25 protein-coding genes are annotated in these 23,009 nt (G+C 70.6%); 13 read left to right on the forward strand and 12 right to left on the reverse strand.

Annotated elements, in window-relative coordinates; genetic code table 11:
• Positions 1-16 precede the first annotated feature (16 nt).
• The 3 genes from ACFY1U_RS11560 to ACFY1U_RS11570 are packed head-to-tail and all read right to left on the reverse strand — an operon-like array spanning position 17 to position 3,126.
• Complete coding sequence (locus ACFY1U_RS11560; RefSeq protein ID WP_390693909.1) at positions 17-928, reverse strand: carbohydrate ABC transporter permease; 912 nt, start codon at positions 926-928, stop codon at positions 17-19.
• Positions 925-1,827, reverse strand: a complete 903-nt coding sequence (locus tag ACFY1U_RS11565; protein WP_390693910.1) for a carbohydrate ABC transporter permease — start codon at positions 1,825-1,827, stop codon at positions 925-927. The genes ACFY1U_RS11560 and ACFY1U_RS11565 overlap by 4 nt, the downstream gene beginning before the upstream one ends.
• Positions 1,828-1,833: 6 nt before the next feature.
• Positions 1,834-3,126 (reverse strand): ABC transporter substrate-binding protein, encoded by a 1,293-nt coding sequence (locus ACFY1U_RS11570; RefSeq protein ID WP_390693911.1) that lies wholly within the window; start codon positions 3,124-3,126, stop codon positions 1,834-1,836.
• A 221-nt stretch (positions 3,127-3,347) separates the two neighbouring features.
• Between ACFY1U_RS11570 and ACFY1U_RS11575 the strand changes: the two genes are divergently transcribed.
• From ACFY1U_RS11575 to ACFY1U_RS11585, 3 genes are all read left to right on the forward strand, one after another.
• The gene (locus tag ACFY1U_RS11575; protein ID WP_390693912.1) at positions 3,348-4,418 is read left to right on the forward strand and encodes a LacI family DNA-binding transcriptional regulator; all 1,071 of its coding nucleotides are present in this window, start codon (positions 3,348-3,350) and stop codon (positions 4,416-4,418) included.
• 413 nt (positions 4,419-4,831) lie between these two features.
• The gene (locus ACFY1U_RS11580) at positions 4,832-5,941 is read left to right on the forward strand and encodes a C1 family peptidase (protein ID WP_390693913.1); all 1,110 of its coding nucleotides are present in this window, start codon (positions 4,832-4,834) and stop codon (positions 5,939-5,941) included.
• Positions 5,942-5,972: 31 nt separating this feature from the next.
• Positions 5,973-6,488, forward strand: coding sequence for a hypothetical protein (locus ACFY1U_RS11585; RefSeq protein WP_390693914.1), 516 nt, complete (start codon positions 5,973-5,975; stop codon positions 6,486-6,488).
• A 53-nt stretch (positions 6,489-6,541) separates the two neighbouring features.
• Here the strand turns inward: ACFY1U_RS11585 and ACFY1U_RS11590 are convergent, their stop codons facing one another.
• Positions 6,542-6,850: a protease inhibitor I42 family protein gene (locus ACFY1U_RS11590; protein ID WP_390693915.1), complete on the reverse strand. Its 309-nt coding sequence runs from the start codon at positions 6,848-6,850 to the stop codon at positions 6,542-6,544.
• Positions 6,851-6,940: 90 nt separating this feature from the next.
• A complete protein-coding gene (locus ACFY1U_RS11595; RefSeq protein WP_390693916.1) occupies positions 6,941-7,489 on the reverse strand; it encodes an ATP-binding protein in 549 nt (182 codons plus the stop codon).
• 242 nt (positions 7,490-7,731) lie between these two features.
• Between ACFY1U_RS11595 and ACFY1U_RS11600 the strand changes: the two genes are divergently transcribed.
• The 3 genes from ACFY1U_RS11600 (at position 7,732) to ACFY1U_RS11610 (ending at position 9,886) form a co-directional block, all read left to right on the forward strand.
• On the forward strand, positions 7,732-7,974 hold the full coding sequence (locus tag ACFY1U_RS11600; protein ID WP_123969107.1) for a DUF397 domain-containing protein: 243 nt from the start codon (positions 7,732-7,734) through the stop codon (positions 7,972-7,974).
• A 158-nt stretch (positions 7,975-8,132) separates the two neighbouring features.
• On the forward strand, positions 8,133-9,038 hold the full coding sequence (locus ACFY1U_RS11605; protein ID WP_390693917.1) for a DUF5753 domain-containing protein: 906 nt from the start codon (positions 8,133-8,135) through the stop codon (positions 9,036-9,038).
• 239 nt (positions 9,039-9,277) lie between these two features.
• Complete coding sequence (locus ACFY1U_RS11610; RefSeq protein WP_390693918.1) at positions 9,278-9,886, forward strand: DedA family protein; 609 nt, start codon at positions 9,278-9,280, stop codon at positions 9,884-9,886.
• Positions 9,887-9,923: 37 nt separating this feature from the next.
• Here ACFY1U_RS11610 and ACFY1U_RS11615 read toward each other — a convergent pair whose 3' ends face one another.
• Positions 9,924-10,247: a hypothetical protein gene (locus ACFY1U_RS11615; RefSeq protein ID WP_390693919.1), complete on the reverse strand. Its 324-nt coding sequence runs from the start codon at positions 10,245-10,247 to the stop codon at positions 9,924-9,926.
• Between the two features lie 545 nt (positions 10,248-10,792).
• Here ACFY1U_RS11615 and ACFY1U_RS11620 point away from each other — a divergent pair.
• The 3 genes from ACFY1U_RS11620 (at position 10,793) to ACFY1U_RS11630 (ending at position 13,363) form a co-directional block, all read left to right on the forward strand.
• Positions 10,793-12,136 carry an amidase gene (locus tag ACFY1U_RS11620; RefSeq protein ID WP_390693920.1) on the forward strand — a complete coding sequence of 448 codons (1,344 nt, stop codon included), beginning with the start codon at positions 10,793-10,795 and terminating at the stop codon, positions 12,134-12,136.
• A gap of 52 nt (positions 12,137-12,188) precedes the next feature.
• Positions 12,189-12,617, forward strand: coding sequence for a VOC family protein (locus ACFY1U_RS11625; protein WP_390693921.1), 429 nt, complete (start codon positions 12,189-12,191; stop codon positions 12,615-12,617).
• A 104-nt stretch (positions 12,618-12,721) separates the two neighbouring features.
• Entirely contained in the window at positions 12,722-13,363 is a 642-nt protein-coding gene (locus tag ACFY1U_RS11630; protein ID WP_390693922.1) for a LysE family translocator, read from the forward strand.
• 7 nt (positions 13,364-13,370) lie between these two features.
• Here the strand turns inward: ACFY1U_RS11630 and ACFY1U_RS11635 are convergent, their stop codons facing one another.
• Entirely contained in the window at positions 13,371-13,856 is a 486-nt protein-coding gene (locus tag ACFY1U_RS11635; protein ID WP_390693923.1) for a GNAT family N-acetyltransferase, read from the reverse strand.
• 53 nt (positions 13,857-13,909) lie between these two features.
• Positions 13,910-14,083: a hypothetical protein gene (locus ACFY1U_RS11640; RefSeq protein WP_180292383.1), complete on the reverse strand. Its 174-nt coding sequence runs from the start codon at positions 14,081-14,083 to the stop codon at positions 13,910-13,912.
• A gap of 376 nt (positions 14,084-14,459) precedes the next feature.
• Here ACFY1U_RS11640 and ACFY1U_RS11645 point away from each other — a divergent pair, with 376 nt between their 5' ends.
• The 4 genes from ACFY1U_RS11645 (at position 14,460) to ACFY1U_RS11660 (ending at position 17,227) form a co-directional block, all read left to right on the forward strand.
• A complete protein-coding gene (locus tag ACFY1U_RS11645; RefSeq protein WP_390693924.1) occupies positions 14,460-15,587 on the forward strand; it encodes an ABC transporter ATP-binding protein in 1,128 nt (375 codons plus the stop codon).
• A 73-nt stretch (positions 15,588-15,660) separates the two neighbouring features.
• Complete coding sequence (locus ACFY1U_RS11650) at positions 15,661-15,801, forward strand: hypothetical protein (RefSeq protein WP_390693925.1); 141 nt, start codon at positions 15,661-15,663, stop codon at positions 15,799-15,801.
• A 114-nt stretch (positions 15,802-15,915) separates the two neighbouring features.
• Complete coding sequence (locus tag ACFY1U_RS11655; RefSeq protein WP_390693926.1) at positions 15,916-16,365, forward strand: hypothetical protein; 450 nt, start codon at positions 15,916-15,918, stop codon at positions 16,363-16,365.
• A gap of 25 nt (positions 16,366-16,390) precedes the next feature.
• Positions 16,391-17,227 (forward strand): SDR family oxidoreductase, encoded by an 837-nt coding sequence (locus ACFY1U_RS11660; protein ID WP_390693927.1) that lies wholly within the window; start codon positions 16,391-16,393, stop codon positions 17,225-17,227.
• A gap of 23 nt (positions 17,228-17,250) precedes the next feature.
• On the opposite strand, the gene ACFY1U_RS11665 is transcribed toward ACFY1U_RS11660, so the two are convergent.
• The 4 genes from ACFY1U_RS11665 to ACFY1U_RS11680 all read right to left on the reverse strand — a co-directional run bounded on the left by ACFY1U_RS11665 (position 17,251) and on the right by ACFY1U_RS11680 (position 23,003).
• Entirely contained in the window at positions 17,251-17,484 is a 234-nt protein-coding gene (locus ACFY1U_RS11665) for a hypothetical protein (RefSeq protein ID WP_390693928.1), read from the reverse strand.
• A 75-nt stretch (positions 17,485-17,559) separates the two neighbouring features.
• Positions 17,560-19,077, reverse strand: coding sequence for an SDR family NAD(P)-dependent oxidoreductase (locus ACFY1U_RS11670; protein ID WP_390693929.1), 1,518 nt, complete (start codon positions 19,075-19,077; stop codon positions 17,560-17,562).
• Positions 19,078-19,193: 116 nt separating this feature from the next.
• Positions 19,194-20,528: a wax ester/triacylglycerol synthase family O-acyltransferase gene (locus ACFY1U_RS11675; RefSeq protein WP_390693930.1), complete on the reverse strand. Its 1,335-nt coding sequence runs from the start codon at positions 20,526-20,528 to the stop codon at positions 19,194-19,196.
• Between the two features lie 144 nt (positions 20,529-20,672).
• On the reverse strand, positions 20,673-23,003 hold the full coding sequence (locus ACFY1U_RS11680) for a GH92 family glycosyl hydrolase (RefSeq protein ID WP_390693931.1): 2,331 nt from the start codon (positions 23,001-23,003) through the stop codon (positions 20,673-20,675).
• Positions 23,004-23,009: the final 6 nt, after the last annotated feature.

The raw sequence follows: 23,009 nt of genomic DNA on the forward strand, positions 1-23,009 counted from the left end.
AACTCGATGGCGGCGATCAGCCCTTGACGGCACCCTCGCCGACCCCGCGGAAGAAGTACCGCTGCAGACAGGCGAAGAGGGCGATCAGCGGTGCCACGGCGATGACCGTGCCCGCGGCGACGAGCCGTTCGTCGCCTGCGAAGGTGCCGTGCAGATAGTTGAGGCCGATGGTCAGCGTGAACTTGGAGGGGTCGCTCAGCACGATCAGCGGCCACAGGAAGTCGTCCCAGGCGCCCATGAAGGAGAAGATCGCGACGACGGCGATCGTGCCCTTCACCGCGGGCAGCGCGATGCGCAGGAACCGCTGCCAGACGTTGGCGCCGTCGACATAGGCCGCCTCCTCGATCTCGTACGGCAGGTTGAGGAAGGCGTTGCGCATCAGCAGCACGTTCATGGCTCCGATGCAACCTGGCAGCACCACGCCGACCAGGGTGTTGTTGAGGCCCAGCTCCCGCATGGTGGTGAACTGGGCGATGACGACGCCCTCCACCGGTACGAGCATCGCGAGGATGAAGGCGAGGGTGGCCACCCGGCGGCCGCGGTAGCGCAGCCGGGCCAGCGCGTAGCCGGCCAGGGCCGATCCGACGCAGTTGGTGACGACGTTGGCGGTGGCCACCTTGAGGGAGTTGAACGCGTAGTCCCAGACGGGGATGGTGTCGGCGACCCGCTCGTAGTTGTGCAGGGTGGGGTGGCCCGGCAGGAAGGTCGGCGGGGAGCTGTAGATGTCCTCGGTGGGCCCCTTGAGCGAGGTGGACAGCTGCCACAGGAACGGGCCGACGGTCAGGGCGAGTACGGCGAGCAACAGCACATAGCGCAGGACGAGTTCCCAGGCCCGGATGCGGCGGCCGTGCTCGTCGGTGACGTGCACGCGGGGCTCTCGTACGGGAGCCGGCGCCTCCACGGGTCGTACCTTCTCGACGACGCTCATCCGTCCTCCTTCCGGTCGGTGCGCAGCACGAGCAGCATCAGGGCGACGGTGACGACGAAGACGACGACCGAGAGGGCGGAGGCGTAGCCGACGCGGCCGGTGAGGCCGGTGCCGGTGCGCTGGACGAGCATGACGAGGGTGGTGTCCTCGCCCGCCGGTCCGCCGCTCGGGCCCGCCATCAGGTACACCTCGGAGAACACCTTGAAGGCGGCGACCGAGGAGAGCGCGCCGACCAGAACCATGGTGGAGCGGACGGCGGGCACGGTGACGGTGAGGAAGCGGCGGACCGCGCCCGCGCCGTCGACGGCGGCGGCCTCGTGGAGTTCGCGTGGCACATCGGCCAGCGCCGCCAGATAAATGATCATGTAGTAGCCGAGGCCCTTCCAGACCGTGACGGCCATGGCGCTCAGCAGGAGCAGCCACTGGTCGCTGAGGAAGCCGACCCGCGCGACCCCGATGGTCTCCAACAGGGAGTTGATCAGACCGCGTTCGTCGAGCAGCCACACCCAGATCAGCCCGACGACGACGATCGAGGCGACGACCGGGGTGTAGAAGGCGGACCGGAAGAAGGTGATGCCGGGGATGTTCTTCTGCACCAGCAGCGCGAGCAGCAGGGGCAGGACGACGAGCGCGGGGACGACGCCCAGCACGTACAGCGTGCTGTTGCGCAGACCGATCCAGAACATGTCGTCGTGCAGCAGTTCGCGGAAGTTGGCGAGACCCACGAACCGGCCCGGGATCAGGGTGCGGCGGTCGGTGAAGGCGTTGACCAGCGTGGAGACGAACGGGTACAGGATGAACGCGCCGGCGATCAGCAGCCCCGGCGCGGCGAACAGCCAGGGACTGGTGGGCAGTTGGCGCCTGACGCGTCGCCCCCTGGATACGGCAGATGTGGCCATCGCGCGCTAGCCCTGCTGCTGGAGGAGGGTGTTGCAGGCCCTGACAGCGTTGTCGAGGGCCGTCTTGGGGCTCTCCTTGCCCTGCAGGGCCTTGGCGACCTCGTTGCGCAGCGCCGTCTTCATCTGCTCACTGAACAGGACGGGCGTGTAGTTGACCGCGTTCTTCAGCGACTTGGCGGCCGCGATGCGCACCCGGGTCTCGTCGGTGCCGTCCTCCTTGGTGAAGTACGGATCGTCCAGTGAGCCGGCGGTGCTGGGGAAGATGGCGACCTTCTCGGCGAAGGACATCTGGTGCTCGGCGTCGGTGACCCAGTGCGCGAAGGCGACCGAGGCGGCCGTGTGCCTGGTCCTGGAGTTGACCATCACGCCCATCACATACATGTTGACGTGGCCGGTGCTGGTGATCTGGTCGGTGATGCCGATGTTCTTGTACAGGTTGGGAGCCTGCTTCTTGAAGTTGCCGAGGTCGAGGGCGCTGCCGGGGTTCATGGCGACGGCCTCGGTGAGGAACTTCTTGCCGGACGACTCGGGCGTGGCGGTCAGCGCCTGCGGGTCGAGGGCCTTCGCGTCGTACAACTCCTTGTATTTGGCCAGGAGTTGGACGCCCTTGGCGTCGTTGAAGGTGAAGGCGGTGCCCTGCTTGTTCATGAGCTCGACGCCGTAGCGGCCGAAGTCCTCGATGGTGGGGACGTTGGCGAGGGTGGCGACCTTGCCGTCGCTCTTCCTCGCCAGTTCCAGGGCGTCCGCGAAGAGGTCGTCGTACGTCTTCGGCGGCTGGTCGGGGTCAAGTCCGGTCTTCTTGAACAGGGACTTGTTGTAGAACAGCGGGCCGGTGTTGAGGTACCAGGGGAAGGCGTACGTGCCGGTCATGCCCGGTATCCGGTGGCTGGCCCAGGCGCCCGCCAGGTACTCCTTCCTGTACTTCGCGGCGACCTTGTCGAGGTCGAGGGCGAGTCCGGCCTTGGCGAGCGGGGCGACGAGGTCCGGGGAGACGTTGACGACGTCGGGCAGGGTGCCGCCGGCCGCATCGGCGCTGATCTTGTCGGCGTAGCCCTCGGCGGGCTGGTCGACCCACTTCACATGGGTGCCCGGGTGCTTCTTCTCGAAGTCGGCGATCACGCCGTCGAAGTAGTCCTTGAAGTTGGCGCGCAGGTTCCAGGTCTGGAAGGTGATGTCGCCCTCGATCTTGCCCGAGGCGTCGCCCGAGCCCCCGCCGTCGCTCCCGGAGCCGCAGGCGCTCAGCGGCAGGAGAAGGGCGGAGACGGCGAGGGCGGCGAAGGTTCTGCGGGATGTGGGCACGGTGACACGGCTCCCTTGGCGGCGTCGGCGGCTGGGACGCCAGCGACCATGCCCGCGGCTCTCGGTGAAAGTCAATGGACTGATCCCAGCTAAAGAAATTCAGGCGGCATTAGTACAGGTCAGAGACGTGTTGCCGGAAACTTGCCAGTCATCACTAATGCGCTTTAGGGTTCTTGCACTCAAGCGCATTAGCTACCGACCCGGAAGAAATGGGGAGCAACGTGCCGGCCAAGCGTTCCCCGGCCCGCCGACCGACGATGAAGGACATCGCGCAGCGCGCCGGTGTCTCCGAGAGCGCGGTCTCCTTCGCGCTCAACGGCCGGCCCGGAGTCTCCGAGGTCACCCGCGACCGGGTGCGCCGTGTCGCCGAGCAGCTGGGCTGGCGGCCCAGCACCGCGGCCCGCCAGCTGTCCGGGGAGGGCGCGGCCACGGTCGGCTTCGTGCTCGCCCGCCCCGCGGACACGCTCGGCGTGGACTCGTTCTTCCTCCAGCTGGTCTCGGGCATACAGGAGGTGCTGGCGGAGCGTCATCTCGGCCTCCTCTTCCAGGTGGTGGAGGACGTCGCCGACGAGTGCGCGGTCTACCGGCGCTGGTGGGCCGAGCACCGCGTGGACGGCGTCCTGGTCGTCGACCCGCGCACCGACGACCCGCGGCCCGACCTGCTCGACGAACTCGGCCTGCCCGCCGTGGTGATCGGCGGCGCCCCCGACGAACGCCACCCGGGCCTGTCCACGGTGTGGGCGGACGACGCGGGTGCGATGGCCTCGGTGGTGGACGAGCTGTACGCGCTGGGCCACCGCCGGATCGTGCACATCGCGGGCCTTCCGGGCCTCGCCCACACCGAGCGCCGTATCCGCACCCTGCGCGCCGAGGCGGAACGCCGGGGGCTGGGGGAGGTGGAGTCCGTCACCACCGACTACTCGGACGCGGCGGGCGCGGCCGTCACCCGCCGGGTCCTCGGACGTCCCGCTCCCCCGACCGCCCTGATCTACGACAACGACGTGATGGCCGTCGCGGGCGTGGCCACCGCGACCGAACTCGGCTTCTCCGTACCTGCCGACGTGTCGGTGCTGGCCTGGGAGGACTCCGCCCTGTGCCGCATGGTCAAGCCCTGGCTGTCCGCCCTGTCCCGCGACAGCGTGGAGTTCGGGCGTACGGCGGCCAGGGAGCTGACCGCGCTGGTGGACGGCGGACCCGCGCGGACGGTGCGGGTGCCGGTGCCCCGGGTGATCGTGCGGGACAGCACCGGGGTGGCGCGCGGGGCCGTCGGGATCGACGGGGAAGGCCCCTGACCCCGCACCCTGACCCCGCACAAGCGCCCGTCCGCAAGAGGAGCGGTGTCTCTCCCTTGTGGTACCCGCATTCCGTCGTATTCCCGACCCCCTGGTTCTCTGCTTAGCTGCCTCTCGACAGCCGCGGAGCACCGGGGGTTGCCGCTGTCGCTCAACTACGGGGGTACGGCTGTGAAAGCCTCTCAGAGAATGTGATCTCTCTCCAGGCGGGAGTCGGCGTGCAGCGCCGTCCGCCCCGCCGTTTCACAGGTGCCACCGTCTCCAGCGTTTCCCGCCGTGCGGCGACGTGTGCCCGCACGGCGTGACGGACGCGCCCCGCCCCGTCCGGGTTCGGTCGCGCTCCGCCCTGCCCTGCCCGCCGTGCGGCGGCCGCAGGGGCACCGACACGCCCCGAGCACGAAGGAGTGTTCCTCATGCCTGTCAACGACCCGTTGGACCTCGACCACCTCAGGTCGGTACTCGACCAGGCGGGCAATCCGTGGCACATGACCACGACCAGCATGACGGCGCTCACCGAGGAGCAGCGCGTGGTGCGCCTCGGCGTCCCCGTCGAGTCCGGTGACCGCTCCGCGATCGAGAGCGCGAAGCAGAGCAACATCGCGGCCGCCGTGTCCGCCACCGCCGACTCGGTGGGCGCGCCCGCCGCGTTCGACCTGCGCAACATCGGCGGCGTGAACTACACGACGCCCGTCAAGAACCAGGGTTCGTGCGGTTCCTGCGTGGCCTTCGGCACCGTGGGCATGATGGAGCACGTCACGCGCTTCAGCTACGGCGCGCCCTATCTGCCGGTCGATCTGTCCGAGGCGCAGGCGTTCTACTACTACGGCCGCCAGGCCGGCCGCACCTGCTCCACCGGCTGGTTCCCGGAGCCGCTGGCCGACCAGGCGCGCGACAACGGCATCACCATCGAGGAGTACTTCCCGTACACGGCGGGCGACCAGGACGCCTCCAAGCTCAACGCGGACTGGCCCAACCGCCTGGTGAAGATCCGCTCCTGGCAGTCCGTCACCAACAACCCGGCGGCGATGAAGGAGAACATCGCCCGCTACGGCTCCATCACCGCCTGTTTCCTGGTCTACCAGGACTTCTTCAGCTACTCGAGCGGCGTCTACCGGCACCGCACCGGTGACCTCGCGGGCGGCCACTGCGTCACGCTCGTCGGCTACGACGACGCGCAGCAGTGCTGGATCGGCAAGAACAGCTGGGGTCCGGGCTGGGGCGAGCAGGGCTTCTTCCGCATCGGTTACGGCGAGTGCGGCATCGAGACCTGGCACAACGTGGCGGCGCTCGGCACGCTCATCCACAACTGGCTGCCCGACCAGCGCATCCTCGCGCTGTGGAGCAACGAGGCCGACGCCAATGTGTGGGCGTACGGCGAGCTGCGCGGCTGGCTGAACCTCAACGGCTCCGTCGGCGCGACCGACGCGGCGATGCTCGCCGAACTGGCCGCGTCCAAGGCGAACGGCGCCAAGGTCGGCCTGTACGAGGACAACGGCAGCGTCCAGCAGATCTACGCCTGGTGAGACCGGGCAACCAGGGAGAGGAGAGCACGACATGAGCCCGCAAAGCAGCGGCCCCAAGCAGCCCCAGCAGCAGCCGCCCACGACGCAGGCGGTCCGCTCCGCGGCCGAGCAGGACGAGGCCGGGCGGCCCGTACTGCTGCCGCCGGGCGTGGACATCGGCCTCAACGGCAGCGCGCTCACCGCGCCCGGCAAGCCGGCCAGTGATGTGATGGTCGCGCGGTTCGAGCAGACGGCGTCCGGCGAGGCCCGGCCGACGATCACGCCCGAACTCCGCGGCGACCTGCAGGCGTTCGCAGCGGCGCAGGCCGCCACGGCGGTCACGGGCACGTGGACGCAGAACGCGATCGTCGACGCGATGTGGTCGATCAACCAGACCCGCAACGCCTTCCTGCACGTCAAGGGCGGCGCCTGGAAGAAGATCTTCAACGGCAGCGACTGGGCGTTCACCGCGCTGACGACGCTGGCCTCCCAGGCCCGCCAGACGGGCCGGCCGATCTCCTTCCGTGAGGAGGCGGACGGGCTGGTCCACGAGATCTATCTGCTGTAGCCCTGCCCGGCGAGGGGCCGCGTCCGAGCGTGCCGGGCGCGGCCCCTCGCGCGTCACTCGACGGTGACGCGCAGCGCGTACCGGCCGGCCACGTCCTCACCCCACGGCTGCCTGAGCGCGAGCTCCAGCCGCCCCTGGCCGGCCTTGGTCGGCCGCAGCCGCAGCACCCGGGTGCCGCCGGCGCCCGGGGCGAGCTCTCCCGGCGGCGCATAGTCGCTGGCCGCCACCTCCAGCCCGCCCTCGATGCCCTCGACGTGCCACCGGTAGCCGGTGGTGGCGTTCTCGGCCAGCCGCACCACGAGGTCGTCGCCGAGCCCCACCCGCACCTCGCCGTCCTGCGCCGACACCTGTACCTCACCCACAAGACCGCACCTCCTCGGCTCTGGTCCTATCGGTGTACTCCGCCTTCCGGTGCCTGGCCAGCCGGTGCGACGGCCGAACCGACAGCGGCGTCAGAGCCGGAACAGGGCCCAGACCAGCTTTCCGCCGGCGGCCCGCGGATTCCATCCCCATGCGTCGCTCAGGACGGAGACGACCTGCAGTCCCCGCCCCGACTCCGCGAGGTCGTCGGCCTGCACGGCGACGGGGATCAGGTCGCTCTCGTCGGTGACCGCGCACACGGCGCAGGACAAGCGGTCCCAGTACGCGAGCCACAGCGCCGGCTGCAACTCCGCCTCGCCGTCGGCTGCCTGGCCGTAGCGCAGGGCGTTGCTCAGAAACTCCGAGACAGTGACCGCCACGTCCTCGACGCGTTCTTGCGTGGCCCGTTCGACGAGCGTCGTCCGCGTGAAGTCGCGGGCGACGTGGGCGGATTGGGCGATCGGCGGTACGACGAGGACCGAGCAGTCGGCGGGGCCGGGGCCGTCCGCGGAGCTCGGCGCGAGGGGAAAGCTGAGCCCGGGCCCGGGCCGGCCGATGTGGTCCACGGCCTGGCACAGCCACTGCCAAGCCGCCTCGATACGCAGGGGGTTGACCGGTTCTGCGACTTGCTCTGCGGACATCGCGACCCCTGGTACCCCTGCGGAGAGAACAACCGAGCGCTACACCTGTGCGAAGTATCGTGCTACGCCCGGCAGTCCGTACGCAAGTGCATCGGCAATTACCCCTGCAATTGCAGATGATCTTGCGAGCGGCGGGCACCGGACGCTATCGTCCCGCACATCACCCGTGGATGCAATTGAGGATGCAATTGCAGCGCCGACCACGAGTCCACTCAACGCGACTTCATCTCAAAGAGGTTCAGATGCAGCACGTGAGCAACGGCATGCCTGCCACCGAGCTGGCAGGGGCGGTCTGGCGCAAGAGCCACCACAGCAACCCCGAGGGCAACTGCGTCGAGCTCGCCGCCCTCCCGGACGGGAGCGTCGCCGTCCGCAACTCCCGCCACCCCCAGGGTCCGGCGCTCGTCTACACCAGTGCCGAGATCTCCGCCTTCGTCCGCGGTGTGAAGGACGGCGACTTCGACGGCCTACTCCCCGCCGGCTGAGGTCGGGCACACCCGCGGACGGCCGGAGGGCGGAGGCCACTGGTCGGCGCCCTCCGGCCACTTCACGCACCGCAGTCGTACGACGCCTCGGTGCTACCCTCCTTGGTTGAGTCCCGAACACATGCAGACACGGCCGGTGCGGCGGCGAGGGGATGACCATGACGGCAGTTCAGCGAGAACCCGCTCCCTCCGAGGCCGACGTCCTGAGCCCCCGGCGCGGCGGGCCGACCGTGCAGCGCATCATGCTGGGCACGCGCCTGCGCCGCCTGCGCGAATCCCTCGACATCAGCCGGGACACGGCGGCTGCGGCCATACGCGCCTCGGACGCCAAGCTGTGCCGCATGGAGCTGGGCCGCGTCGGCTTCAAACAGCGCGACATCGCCGACCTGCTCACGCTGTACGGCGTCCAGGACCCCGACGTACGCCAGGAGTTCCTCGACTCGGTGCGGCGGGCCAACGAGCCCGGCTGGTGGCGGGCGTACGGAGACGCGTACCCGAGCTGGTTCGAGCAGCACCTGGGCCTGGAGGAGGCCGCCTCCCTCATCCGGACCTACGAAGTCCAGTTCATCCCGGGCCTGTTGCAGACCCCGGAGTACGCCGAGGCCGTCATCCGGCTCGGCCACCCCATCACCTCCCCGGACACGATCGCCCGCCGCGTCGAGCTGCGCATGACCCGGCAGGAACTGCTCTCCCGGCCGGACGCGCCGAGGTTGTGGGTCGTGGTGGACGAGGCGGCACTGCGCCGCCCGCTCGGCGGGGCCGAGGTGATGCGCGCCCAGCTCCAGCACCTGATCGAGGCGGCTTCCTGGCCGAACGTGACGCTCCAGGTGCTGCCCTTCCACGTCGGCGGTCACGCGGCGGCCGGCGGACCGATCACCGTGCTGCGCTTCCCCGTCCCGGACCTGCCGGACGTCGTCTACCTCGAGCAGCTCTCCAGCGCCCTGTACCTGGACAAGCCGGAGGAGCTCGACCACTACCTGGCGGTCATGGACCGCCTCAGCCTGGTGGCCTCGCCGGCCGTGGACTCGGTGCCCTTCCTCGAACAGGTCCTCAAGGAGACCTGAGCCCGCCGCGCCGCGACCAGGACACCCTCCGCTTCGCGCGTGAGTTCGATCCGCAGGGCATCCACATCGATCCGCAGGCCTCCCGGGAAGGCCCGTACCAGGGGCAAGGTGGGCCTGCGCACGACCGTGCGGGAGAGCCGCCCGTCCGCTCCAAGCCGGACCGCGGGCCGGTCCACAACGGCCGCGGGCTAGGCCGCCGCTGCCGGGTACTCGTACCCGGCAGAGAAGGGGGTCGGCAGATGCACGCTCTTGTCGACTGGCTCGCCGACCTGTCCGGGCCCGTGGTCTACCTCGTGATCACGGCCCTGGTGTTCGCCGAGGACGCGCTGTTCTTCGGTTTCGTCCTGCCGGGCGAGACCGCGGTGATCGTCGGCGGTGTGCTGGCCCGGCGGGGCAACGTGGAGCTGGTCTGGCTGACGCTCGCCGTCGTCCTCGCGGCCATCGCCGGGGACAGCGTGGGCTACGAGATCGGCCGGCGCGCCGGACCGCCGCTCCTGTCCCGCGGGCCCCTGCGCCGACGGGCCGATCGGGTGGAGAAGGCGCGCGACCTGATCCGCCGGCGTGGTCCGGCGGCGGTCTTCGTCGGCCGCTTCGTCGCCCTCTTCCGCTCCCTCGTCCCGGCGCTGGCGGGCGCCTCGAACATGCGGTACCGCCGCTTCCTGCTCTACAACGCCGTCGGCGGCCTGGTCTGGGGTGTCGGCAACGCCCTGCTCGGCTATGCGGCGGGCGCAGCCTACGAACGCGCCGAGAGCCTGGTCGGGCGGAGCGTCGCCCTGGCCTTTGCCGCAATCGTCGTCGTGGCCCTTGTGGTCTGGCGAATCCGTCGGCACCGCCGCTCCCAGTCCTGAACCTCGGTCGTGGCGCCCGGGGGATGACCACACGGCCTCAGACCCGTGAGCGGTACAGCGCGAACCGTACGGCGTCCCGCGCCCCTGTCACCCGCAGCCGCCACCGCCTGGCCCGTACCGGCGCCGACAGGAGCAGGATGCGGCTCGCGCCGATCCTTCCGGCCCGGGTCACCTCCGCCCAGTCCCCGGCGCGGTACGCCTCCACCACGAAGCTCTCCACGCGGATGGATTGACGGCGATCGCCCGCCTCCGAGGCGAGCGTGCGGACCAGGGTGTACCAGCTGTCCCAGTCGTAGTCCTCGACCTTGCCGGGCGGGATGCGGCCCTGGCCGCGGCCGCCGCGCCAACTGCTCGATGCCACGGTGTGGTTGGTGTAACGGGACGGGTAGAGCACGAAAGTGTAGGAAGGCGGTCTGCTCCAGGGCCTGCCAGGCGATCTGCCGTGCGGTGGGGCGCACCAGGGAGGCCTTGCGGACCAGCTCGACGGGGTCGGGGGCGGGGACCCAGCCGGAGGATGCGGCCGGGGTCGTCGGCCGTTTCGGCGGCGTGCGCCTCGGGCGCGGTGGTGAGGGGCAGGGCGGCTGCGGCGGCGACTCCGGCGGCGGCCGTCAGGACCTGACGTCTTGGGACGGGGACTCATACTCATGAGCGGCTCCCGATTCATCCGAGGTCTGATGATGGGGTGGGTCCGGAGGCCTGCCAATGGGAAGTGAGCGGGCTGAAGTTGACCCATTGATCGGATGACCTGCGGGGGCAGGTGCCACAGCTGACCGGCGCCCCGCAAAAAGTCCAAGAAGAGCCGCCCGAATGTCCAAGAGCGAGTGCTCTCGACGCGGAGGCCGCGGCCGGGCAGAGTGCTCTGCGTACTCATGAGTAGTTGCCTGCACCGCACCCCGAGGAGTGCCCGTGACCAGCTGGGTCGGCCGAACCGCCGCCGAGATCGCCGCCGCCGTACGCGAGAAGCGGGCCACGCCCCGTGAGGTGGTGGCCGAGCACCTGGAGCGGATCGAGCAGCTGGACGGCCGGGTCGGGGCCTTCCGGGTGGTGCGCGCCGAGGCGGCGCTCGCCGAGGCCGACGAGCTGGCCTCCCGTGACGATCTGGCCGAACTGCCGCTGGCCGGTGTGCCGGTGGCGGTCAAGGACAACTTGGCCGTGCGCGGCGAGTCCAACCGCGTGGGCTCCGCCGCGACGCCGGACACGCCCGCCACCGACGATCACATCACGGTGGCCCGGCTGCGGGCGGCCGGTGCGGTGGTCGTCGGGCTGACGAACGTGCCCGAGCTGTGCGTCTTCGGCACCACCGAGGGCGTCCACGGGACCGCCCGCAACCCCTGGGACCCGACCCGCACGGCGGGCGGTTCCTCGGGAGGCAGTGCGGCCGCGGTCGCCGCCGGCCTGGTGCCGATCGCCCTCGGCAACGACGGCATGGGCTCACTGCGCATCCCGGCCGCCAACTGCGGCCTGGTCACCATCAAGCCGGGCCACGGGGTCGTCCCGGCGGGCATCAGCGACGGCGACTGGTTCGGCATGTCCGAGAACGGTCCGCTCGCCACGACGGTCGAGGACGCCCGCCTGATGCTGGCGGTGCTGGCGGACACCGAGACGGCACCGCCGTCCGAACCCGCCATGCGCAAGATCGCCGTCTCGCTGCGCAGCCCCCTGGCAGGCGTCACCATCAGCACGCCGTACACGACCGCGGCCCGCGACGCGGCCGGCGTCCTGATCAAGGCAGGCCACCAGGTCCGCCGCGCCGACCCGCCCTACCCGCTCTCCATGAGCACGATGTCCCTCGCCCACTGGACCGCGGGCACGGCGGTGGACGCCCAGGGCCTGGACCCGCGCCTGCTCAACCGGCGCACCCGTGTGCACGCCGCCATCGGCCGCCGCTTCCTGAGCAGCGTCCGCGACGGCGACAGCCGGGAGCGACTGCGCCGCCGCATGGAGCCGTTCTTCGCCGAGTACGACGTCCTGCTCACCCCCGCGCTGGCCCGCCGCTCCCCCAGGTCCGTGGCCTGGCACGAGCGGGGCTGGCTGGCCAACGTCCTCGCCAACACCAACTACTCGCCCCTGACCCCGCCGTGGAACCTCACCGGCTGGCCCGCCATGTCCGTCCCCTTCGGCACCCTGCCCTCCGGCGCCCCCTGCGCGATCCAGCTGGTGGGCCGCCCGGGCTCGGAGGCGATGCTGCTGGAGGTGGCGCAGCAACTGGAGAAGCTGCATCCGTGGCAGCGGACGGCAACGCTGGACTGACGAGAGCGGTAATGAGCGGCAGAGCCCCAAGTGCCCTTGGTACGGTGCCCCGATGTCAGCGATCAAGAAGTTCCAAGTCACCTTTGACTGCGCAGAGCCCGAGCGTCTCGCTCGTTTCTGGTGCGAGGTGTTGGGATATGTCGTACCGCCGCCACCCGAGGGGTTTGCCACTTGGGATGATTTCAAGCGTTCGCAGCCACCTGAGCAGCAGGATTCATGGTTCGCCTGCATAGATCCCTCAGGTGTCGGCCCCCGCCTCTACTTCCAGCGCGTCCCCGAGGGGAAGGCTGCCAAGAACCGGGTGCATCTTGATGTGCGGGTCGGCACCGGACTCGTGGGGGAGGAACGCCTCGCCGCACTTGAGGCCGAATGCGCACGGCTGGTCCCGCTCGGCGCAGTACACGTGCAAACGCTGTACGACGGCAACGACTCGTGCATCCCGATGCTGGACATCGAGGGCAACGAGTTCTGCATCGACTGAGCCCATGGGGCGGCACCCGCAAAGGATCTTCCAAGCCGTCGGGGCGGTGGCGGCCGGGAAAATGGGGCTGAAGAGCGGCCTCTGCCCGTGCTTGCATGGATCGCATGATGTCCACCGACCGTCTGCTCGCCTTCGCGGCGCTGTCCTTCCTGCTGATCGTGATACCCGGGCCCAGTGTGCTGTTCGTGATCGGACGGGCCCTCGCGCAGGGGCGCCGGGCCGCGCTGACCACCGTCGCGGGCAACACGCTCGGCGCCTATCTGCTGGTCGTCGCGGTGGCGTTCGGCATCGGGTCCGTCGTGGAACGCTCGGTCCTCGTCCTCACCGTGCTCAAGCTCGCCGGCGCGCTCTACCTGATCCACCTCGGAGTGAAGGCGTGGCGTGAACGCGGGTCGCTGCGGGCCGCGTTCACGGGCGGCGAAGTGCCCGCGCACAGCGGACTGCGCACCTTCTGGGAGGGATTCGCGGTCGGTGTCACCAACCCGAAGACCATCGTGTTCTTCGCGGCCGTACTGCCGCAGTTCGTGGACCGCGACAGCGGACATGTCACCGTGCAGATGCTGCTGCTCGGCCTGGTCTTCAATGTGATCGCGCTGGCTTCCGACAGCGTGTGGGGACTGATCGCGTCCACCGCCCGCGGCTGGTTCGCCCGCTCCCCGCGCCGGCTCTCCATGGTCGGCGGCGTCGGCGGCCTCACCATGATCGGCCTCGGGGTGACCGTGGCCGTGACGGGGCGCAAGGACTAGCCAGGCCCTACAGCGCCCGGTACATCACATGCAGTCCCACCCGCCGCCCGTAGCGCGGATGCTCGTACGCCTCCGGGACCGTGCCCAGGATCTCGAAGCCCAGGGACGTCCACAGCTGCACGGCCGGGTTCGTCTCGACGACGGCGTTGAAGACCATCGCGCGGTAGCCCGCGGACCTGGCGGCGGCCAGGACGTGTTCGGCGAGGGCGCGGCCGATGCCGCGGCCCGCCCGGTCGGGGTCGACCATGAAACCGGCGTTGGCGATGTGGGCCGCGGGGCCGCCGTAATTGGGGGTGACGAAGGCCGAGCCGACGACGGCGCCGTCCTCGTCCTCGACGACGTAGACACGCTTGGCCGGGCTCATCCACAGGGCCCGGGCCGCCTCCTCGGAGGTGTCCGGGTCCCAGGTGTAGGTCTCTCCTGCGGCGACGATTCGATGCCAGAAAGGCCAGATCCGCGGCCAGTCCTCGGCCGCGGCTTCTCTGATCTGCATGGGCGTGAGTCTCGCACGCCCATGCAGCCGGCGATCGCGAAGGTCCTGCCGGGTCAGTCCACGCTGGGCAGGATGTGGGGCTCGGCGAGGTCGTCCTCGTAGCCTGCCAGGCGGATGGGGGCCGCGTGGGCCCACACTTCCAGGCTGCCGAGTTCGTCCGACCGTCGGCCGGGGCGCTCCGTGCGTTCCTTGGGGCGCTGTTCGCGATTCGTCTTCTCCGGTGTCACCGCGCACTCCTTATGTGTCGGGTCACCCTCGGGGCGTGCCGGTCACTTTGCGGTCCAGCGCCTGACGCCCGCTCGGGTGTGAGTCGAAAGCAGTTCGGACGCGGTGGCGCCGGCAACTCGTGTCAGAACAGGCCGTTGTCTGCCGGCTTGCCCCGGGACGGACGTGGGTGTGGGTTGGACCCGGTGGTGCTGCCCGTCTACTCCAGATTAACCAAATGAGCGGGCATCCGCTCTATGGGGCTGAAAACTTGGGGTTACTGTCATAAGTCGTCCGGTTTCAAACCCCTCTCCTGTCACTCGTTCGGTAGACAGCCCTCCCGAAGGGGCAACACCCGTTCCATGCTGGGTGCGAGAGACCTGTCCGGGAGGGGCTGCCATGGCGTCTGTCACCTTCGACCGGGCCACCCGGCGCTTCCCGTCGATGGACCGGCCGGCCGTGGACTCGCTCGACCTCGAGATCGGGGACGGTGAGTTCATGGTCCTGCTCGGCCCTTCCGGTTGTGGAAAGTCGACCTGCCTGCGCATGCTCGCCGGGCTCGAGGACGTCGACTCGGGTTCGATCCTCATCGGCGTCCGGGACGTGACCCATCTTCCGCCCAGGGACCGCGACATCGCGATGGTGTTCCAGGACTACGCCCTGTTCCCGCATTTGTCGGCTGCCGACAACATCGGCTTCGCCCTGAAGATCGCCCGCATGTCCCGGGGGCACGCCCGGCAGCGCGTCGACCACGCCGCCTCCGTCCTCGACCTCGAACAGTTCCTGGGCCGTCGGCCCAGGTCACTGGCGGGCGGCGAGCGGCAGCGGGTTGCGACGGGGCGGCTGCTCGTGCGGGATCCGCGGGTCTATCTGATGGACGAGCCCTTGTCCAATCTCGACGCCCGGCTGCGGGCGCAGACCCGTATGCAGATCGTGCGGCTGCAGCACCATCTCGGCACCACCACGGTGTACGTCACCCACGACCAGGCCGAGGCGATGGCCGTCGGCGATCGCCTGGCCGTGCTCAAGGACGGTGTGCTGCAGCAGGTGGGCACCCCGAAGGAGGTGTACGCGCACCCGGCCAACACGTTCGTGGCCGGTTTCATCGGCTCGCCCGCGATGAACCTCTTCCGGCTTCCGCTGTCCTCGGCCGGGGCCCGGTTCGGCGCCCTCGACGTGCCGCTGCCCCGCGGCACCTTGCGCGCGGCCGCGGCCGGGGGCACCGACGAGATCGTCCTCGGGGTCCGGCCGGAGCAGTTCGAGTTCCTCTCGCCCGAGGACCGGGAGACCCCGGGACTGGATCTCGTGGTGGAGAGGGTCGAGGACACCGGCGCCGTCGTCTACCTCCATACGACGGCATGGTCCGGCGAGGGGCTCGCCCGCCTCGTCGTCCGCCTCCCGGGACGCCCCACATACGACGCCGGGGCCGCCTTGCGGGTGACGGTCCGCGCGGACGCCGTGCACTGCTTCTCCGCCCTGACGGGACAGCGTCTTCCCGACACCACGGACGCCTCCCCGGTGTCGTGAGGTCACCGAGCGCGGCGGACCGGCCACGCACTTCAAGCCCCCTACGAAGCCTGGTCCGGCGAGAGGGGCGGCCATGTCGTCCGCCTCCCAGGACGCGCCACGTACCGCGCCGGGCCCCTTACGGGTGACGGTCCGCGCGGACGCCGTGCACTGCTTCTCCGCCCTGACGGGACAGCGCCTTCCCGACACCACGGACGCCTCCCCGGTGCCGTGAGGTCACCGAGCGCGGTGGACCGGCCACGCAGTTCAAGTCCCGTTGGCCGAATCGCAAGGCGGCCATGATCTGCTGGCGGGACGGCAACGGCTTGTCCGGCGGAAGGACTGGCGCATGGAGCTGCGCAGTGTCGAGGAGCTGATGGATCTGCTGTACGCCTGCCGGGGCTCGTGGGACGCCCCGGGCCTGCGAAGTCGCCGGGTCGATCTGCACCAGCACGCGCTGCAGACCGCAGCGCTGCTGCGGCGCCGCCGCCCCGCCGACAAGGAGCTCCAGGTCGCGGGCCTGGTCCATGCGATCGGCCCGCTGCTGCGGCCGGGCGACGAGAGTGGCCACCCACAGTGCGCGGCCGACGCGGTGCGGGGCCTGCTGGGCGAGCGGGTCGCCCGGCTGGTGCGCGAGCAGCATCGCGGCGAGCTGCCCGCCGACGACGATCTGCAGTGCCTGCGCCAGGCGGACGAGGAGGGCCGCAGCGCCGGCTTCGACGCGGGGGTGCTGGAGGACTGGCGCACGGTGCTGGAGCTGGTCGCGGCCCGCAACTCCCGTCTTGGGGCTGTCGACTGACGGCCCGTCATGAGACGGTACGGCGATGACGTCGTCGTACGCACGCAAGGGGCACGCATTCGACGGATACGGGCTCGAGGGCAGGGCCGCCGTCGTCACCGGGGCGACCCGCGGGATCGGACGGGCCGTCGCCGGGCAGCTGGCCGCGGCGGGGGTGCTGGTGTGCGTGACCGCGCGGGACGCGGACGAGGTGCGCTCCACGGCCGAGGAGCTGGGCGGCATCGGGGTGAGCGGCAGCGTCGCGGATCCGGATCATCTGCGGGAGGTCACGGAGCGGGCCCTGCGCGCGTTCGGCCGGATCGACGTCGTGGTCAACAACGCGGCGACGAACCAGCCGTACGGACCGCTCATGGACGCCGATCCCGGAACCTGGCGGGAGGCCTTCGCCGTGAACGTCGAGGCGCCGCTCAGGCTGGTGCAGTGGGCGTGGCGGGCCTGGATGCGCGAGCACGGCGGCTCGGTCGTGAACGTCTGCACGGAGGGCGCCGGGCATGTCGGGCCGAACGTCGGCGCGTACGGCACCAGCAAGGCGGCCCTGCTGCATCTGACGCAGCAGCTCGCCGGTGAGCTGGCGCCGAAGGTGCGGGTCAACTCGGTCTCCCCCGGCCTTGTGCGCACCCAGATGGCGCGGTTCGTGTGGGAGCCGGGCGAGACGCAGCTGGCCGCCGGGCTGCCGCTGGGGCGCATCGGTGAGCCGGAGGACGTCGCCCGGGCCGTGGTGTGGCTGGCCTCGGACGCCGCACAGTGGATCACCGGCGCGGATCTGCTGGTGGACGGCGGCACACGCGTCAGGACGGCGCACTCCGCGCGGGAGTACGCCGTCCACGACCGTCTTCGCTCATACGCACCACCTCGCTCATGACGGTGGTCATGGCTGTGGCTCCCTCACGGGAACAGTGCGATCCCCAGGAGGACCAGCAGGATGATGCCGGCGACGAGCGCGACCGTGGCCCACGTGCCGCGGTGCTTCACCGAACTCCCGCCCCCGCCGCCGCGCGGCCGGTCCTCCGGCAGTACGGCATGGTCGGGGCGGTCGCTGCCGTAGAACTGTTCGTCGGTCGGATAGCGGTTGCGCGGGTCGTTCTGTGCTCGCGGATCAATGCTGTGTGGACTGCTCATGGTCACTCCCTGGCGCGGTAATCACCAGGGTCCGGGTTCCCCAGGGGCGCCGGGCCACACGTCGGGGCCGGTGGCTCACCACTTGCCGGGCGCGTAGTCCTTCAGGAAGACGCCGTACAGGTCCTCGCCCTGCTCGCCGCGCACAATCGGATCGTAGACCCGTGCGGCCCCGTCGACCAGGTCGAGCGGGGCGTGGAAGCCCTCCTCGGCCAGGCGCAGCTTGTCGTAGTGGGGGCGCTCGTCGGTGATCCAGCCGGTGTCGACGGAGGTCATCAGGATGCCGTCGGTCTGGAACATCTCCTGGCCGCTGGTCCGGGTGACCATGTTCATGGCGGCCTTGGCGGCGTTGGTGTTGGGGTGACCGGCGCCCTTGTAGCCGCGGCCGAAGACACCCTCCATCGCGGAGACGTTCACGACGTACGCGCGTCCGCTGGCCGCCTTCCTCGCGGCGTCCGCCATGACCGGGCGCAGCTTGCTGATCAGGATGAACGGCGCCGTGTAGTTGCACAGCTGGGTCTCGAGGAGCTCGACCGGCGAGATCTGCTCGATGGTCTGCACCCAGGTGTTGGTGTCCACGACGTCGGGGACCAGTCCACCGGCGTCGATGGCGGTGCCGTCGAGGTGCCGGGCGACGCTGGCGTTGCCGGCGACCAGGGCGAGGTCGGCGACCTGCTGGGCGTCGAGGCCGCTGGTGCCGAGGGGCAGGGCGGCGAGGCCGTCGACCGCGCCGGAGTTGAAGGCGCCGATGACGTGGTGGGCGGGCAGCTCCCCGGCGGGCAGCGGCGCGCTCTCGCCGTCGACCAGGGCGGCGTAGGCGGAGGGCAGGCGGCGCACGGTCTGCGTCGCGTTGTTGACGAGGATGTCGAGCGGGCCCGCCTCGGCGACCTGGTCGGCTAGGGCCACGGCCTGCGCCGGGTCGCGCAGGTCGATGCCGACGACCTCCAGGCGGTGCATCCAGTCCGCGGAGTCGTCCATGGCCTTGAAGCGGCGGATGGCGTCCTTGGGGAAGCGCGTGGTGATGGTGGTGTGCGCGCCGTCGCGCAGCAGCCTGAGCGCGATGTACATGCCGATCTTGGCGCGGCCGCCGGTGAGCAGGGCACGCTTGCCGGTGAGGTCGGCGCGGGCGTCGCGCTTGCCGCGGTTGAGGCGGGCGCAGTCGGGACAGAGCTGGTGGTAGAAGTAGTCGACTTCCACGTACCGGGTCTTGCAGGTGTAGCAGGAGCGGGGGCGCTGGAGTATCCCCGCGATCTTGCCCTGCTCCGTCGCCGACGACGGCAGGATGCCCTCGGTCTCGTCGTCGATGCGCTGGGCGGAGCCGGTCGCGGTGGCCTCCGTGACCGCCTTGTCGTGGGCGGTCTTGGCGGCCCGGCGCTCCTGGCGGCGGCGCTGCTTGACCGTGCGGTAGATGCCCGCGGTGGCCCGGCGCACGGCGATCGCGTCGGGGTGGTCGACCTCCAGCTTGTCGAGTTCCTCCAGGACGCTGAGGCAGACGGCGAGCCGCTCCGGGTCGATGCCGGGGCCGTACACGACCTCGTCACCGGGCTCGTACACGACCTCGTCCGTGATCGCCGAGCCTTCGTCTGTCACCGTCATCGCGCTGCCGCTTCCCTGATCACCCGCGCGGCGCTCCGACCGCGTCCGCTTTCGAACGGGGAATTGTACGGAGCGCCGGGCCGGTCCTCCAAAATCCGCAAGCCCGACAAGGAGGGTCAGGAGCCGCAGGCGGTGATGAGCGTCTCGACCTCCTCGGTGAGGGCGGCGGCCAGCCGGTCCAGGTCCGGTACGGCCCGGGCGTCGGCGACGAGGCCGTAGTGGACGTGTCCGCGGTAGGTGGAGACGGCCACCGCCAGGGACTGTCCGCGGGCCAGCGGCGCGAACGGGAAGACCTGCGTGACCGGGTTGCCGCCGAGCTTCAGGCCGAGGCTGGGCAGCGGCACGCTGGTGACCAGGATGTCGAACCAGAGCCGGGCGGCCTGGCTGACCAGCGGTCCGCCGAGCCGGTGGCCGAGCGCGGGCACATGGTCGGCGAGCAGGGCGACGGCGCCCGCGCCCCGGTTGGGGCCGGCGTCCTTGTTGCGGTCCATGGCGGAGCGGACCGTGTCGAGGCGGCCTAGCGGGTCGGGGTCGTCGACGGGAAGCCGTATCACGTAGCCGGAGAGCCGGTTGCCCTGTGGGCTGGCGGTGCGCGGGCGACGCTTGGAGACGGGGATCAGGGCGCGCGGCCGGACCCCGTCGCTGCCGTCGCCGCGTTCGTCGAGCCAGCGCCGCAGGGCGCCCGCGACGAGGGCGATCAGGACGTCGTTGACGGTGCCGCCCTGGGCCTTGCGCACGCGGTGCACGTCGTCGAGGTCGAGGACCACGCCGGCGGTGCGGCGGGTGCCGGTGGCCTCGGCGGTGAACGCGGGCGAGGAGCGTACCCCCAGGCTGGACACGGCGAGCGAGGCGCCGATGTCGAGGGCGCGCCCCACGTCGGACAGGGTGCCCCGGACCAGCCCGGGCAGCTTGCGCACGTCGGGCAGCAGACCCGGCCTCGCCTCCGCGGGGCGCGGCTTGCGCTCCGGCATGTCCATCGGGTCCAGGATGGCGGCGGCCAGAGTCAGCGCCCGCAGACCGTCGGCCAGGGCGTGGTGGAACTTGAACAGCACCGCGAAGGACACGCCGTCCTCCCCCGGCAGCACATGCGCCTCCCACGGCGGCCGGCCGCGCTCCAGTGACCGCTCCATGAGCCGGCCGGCCTCGGCGTGGAAGTCCGCGGTCGGCGCGTGCAGCCGCACATGGTGCAGCGGATCGAAGCCGGGGTCGGGCTCACGGGTGGCGCTGCCGAAGGTCAGCGGCCGCAGCGGGGACGGCTGCCATATGTCCCGGATGCGCATCCGCAGCCCGGGTACGGCCGCGGCCCGCGCGGCGAGCAGGTCGGCGGCATGGGCGCCCGCGGTGGGCGAGTGCGCCGAGAAGATCCCCAGCGCGCCGAGGTGCATGGGGTGTTCGGCGGACTCGATGTTCCAGAACGCCAGGTCGAGAGGAGCGAGCAGGTCAGAAGTCAATGGCTTGCCTCGCGTCGACGACGGGTGAGCCAGCAGTCAACCTCCCCCAAGCGATTACGGTCAAGTACGATCAAGCTACGCACAGTTAACAGCAGATTAAGTCCCGCCCCTCCGTCAGAGGCGGGACTCAAGAGACACCTGAGGTCACTTCAGCGCGGGTGGTGCCGACTGCGCCGATGTTCCCCACTCAGACGGGCGCGAGCCGACCGTGAAGTCGAGCGCGCGCAGGGAGCGCAGGGAACCGGTCGTCAGGTAGGTGCGGTCGTAGGCGACCCCGTCCGTGCGGGCCGACTGGATGTACCGCTCGGCGGCGGAGGTGCCGGGCGCGGTGATCGTCAGGGCGCCGCGCGGGAAGTAGCGGCGGTCCAGCGTCAGGTCGACCCGGTCGAACACGGGTGTGGACAGCCCCCAGGTGTCGTAGCCGGGCTGCACCGGGAAGATCCCGATCGACGACAGCACGTTCCAGGCGGACATCGTGCCGAGGTCGTCGTTGCCGGTCATGCCGGTCGGCGCGTCCGTGAACAGGGTCAGCGCCGCGTGCACGACGTCGGTCGTCTTCCATGGCTCGCCGGTCGAGAGGTAGGTGTAGGGCGCGATGAGGTCGGGCTCGTTCTGCGGGTTGTACTTGTCGGCGTTGTAGTAGTCGTACGGGCCGTTGACCCACACCTCGCGGGCGGTCTTCGCGGGGTCGGCCAGCAGCCGGTCGTAGGCGAAGAAGGAGTCGAGCCGGTTGTTCGCGGCCTGCTCGCCGCCGATCAGGGAGACCATGCCGGGCAGGTCCTGCGGTACCAGCCACTGGTACTGCCAGGACGTGCCCTCGTGGAAGCCCTCGCTCTGCGCAGGGTCGGTCGGCCCGGTGAAGGCGCCGGAGGAGTCACGGGCGCGGAAGAAGCCGGTCGAGGGGTCGAAGAGGTGGCGGTAGCTCTGCGCGCGGGCGGCATACCGGTCGGCGTCCGCCGGGTGCCCGAGACCGCGGGCCATCTGGGCGAGCATCGCGTCCGACAGGGCGTACTCCAGGGTCGCCGAGGCGCCGTGGTCGTAGTCCGAGTCGCCCGGCTTCACATGCGGGCGGCCCTTGATGTACGGCGCGAAGCCCTCCGCGATGTACTCCTTGTCGGCCTCCCGGCCCACCGCCGGCGAGTCGGCGGGCGGCACGCCGTCGGCGTTCTGCTTCAGCGCCCGGTAGGCCCGTTCTGCGTATCCTCCGGCCCCCTTGAGCAGGCCCTGCTGGTAGGCGTTGGTGAGGAACGGGGTGACCGGGTCGCCGGTCATGATGTTCGTCTCGACGGTGCCGTAGCCCCACTTGGGCAGCCAGCCGCTCTCCTCGGAGATCTTGATCACCGAGATCGCCATGTCGCGGGCCTCGCGGGGCGCGAGCAGGGACAGCAGCTGGGACTGGGTGCGGTAGGTGTCCCACAGGGACCAGTTCTGGTAGTAGGTGAAGCCGTCGGTGCGGTGGATCCTCTGGTCCCAGCCGGTGTAGCGGCCGTCGGCGTCGCTGCCGATGTTCGGGGCCAGGAAGGACCGGTGCAGCGCCGAGTAGAAGGTCCGGCGCAGGCTGTCCTCGCCGCCCTTCACCCGTACGTCGTCCAGGCGGTCCTCCCACGCCCGCTGCGCCGCGTGGCGTACGGCCTCGAAGGAACGGCCGCCCTCCGCGCCGAGGTTGACCGCGGCGCCGTGCGCGTCCACGTAGGACAGGGCGGTGGTCGCCTCGACCGTGCGGTCCTTGGTGGTGTCGAAGCGGACGTACGCGCCGCCGCGGCCGGTCTTCGAACCCGCGGTCACGGTCGAGCCGTCCCAGGTGCCGTACGCGGTGAAGGGACGGTCGAAGCGGGTGATCGTGTAGACGGTGTACGGCTTGGTGTCCTGGCAGAAGCCGCGGCCGGTGATGGCGGTGCGCACGGTGCGGCTGTCCAGGATCTCGACCTCGGTGGAGACGGTGGTGTGCAGCGACTGGGCCGCGTCGAGGAGGACGTTCGCCTTGTCGGTGGCCGGGAAGGTGTAGCGCTGCACGCCGGTGCGCGCGGTGGCGGAGAGTTCGGCCTCGATGCCGGTCTTCAGACCGACCCGGTAGTAGCCGGGGCTCGCGGCCTCGTCGTCGTGGCTGAACTCGGCGGCGTACTTGGCGTAGTCCGTCTGCGTGACGTCACCCGTGGTCGGCAGTACGGGCAGATCCCCGCCGAGCCCGCAGCCGACGCCCGACAGATGGACCAGGGAGAATCCGCGGATGTGGTTCTGGGAGTAGTCGTAGCCGGTGTTGTGGCCGGTGTCCGGCGAGAGCTGCACCATGCCGAAGGGCACGGCGGCGCCGGGATAGGTGTTGCCCTCGTTCTCGGTTCCGATGAACGGGTTGACCAGATCGGTGAGTCGACCGCCGTTCGGCTCGGTGGCCTGTGCGGTGGCGGGTGCGGCGAACAGCGCGGACGCCGCCAGCGCACCTGCCGTGCACAGACGCAGGCGCCGGGTCCATCTCATGTCGGA

Origin of the sequence: Streptomyces sp. NPDC001351 (assembly GCF_042896045.1) — a bacterium.
Lineage (GTDB): Bacteria > Actinomycetota > Actinomycetes > Streptomycetales > Streptomycetaceae > Streptomyces.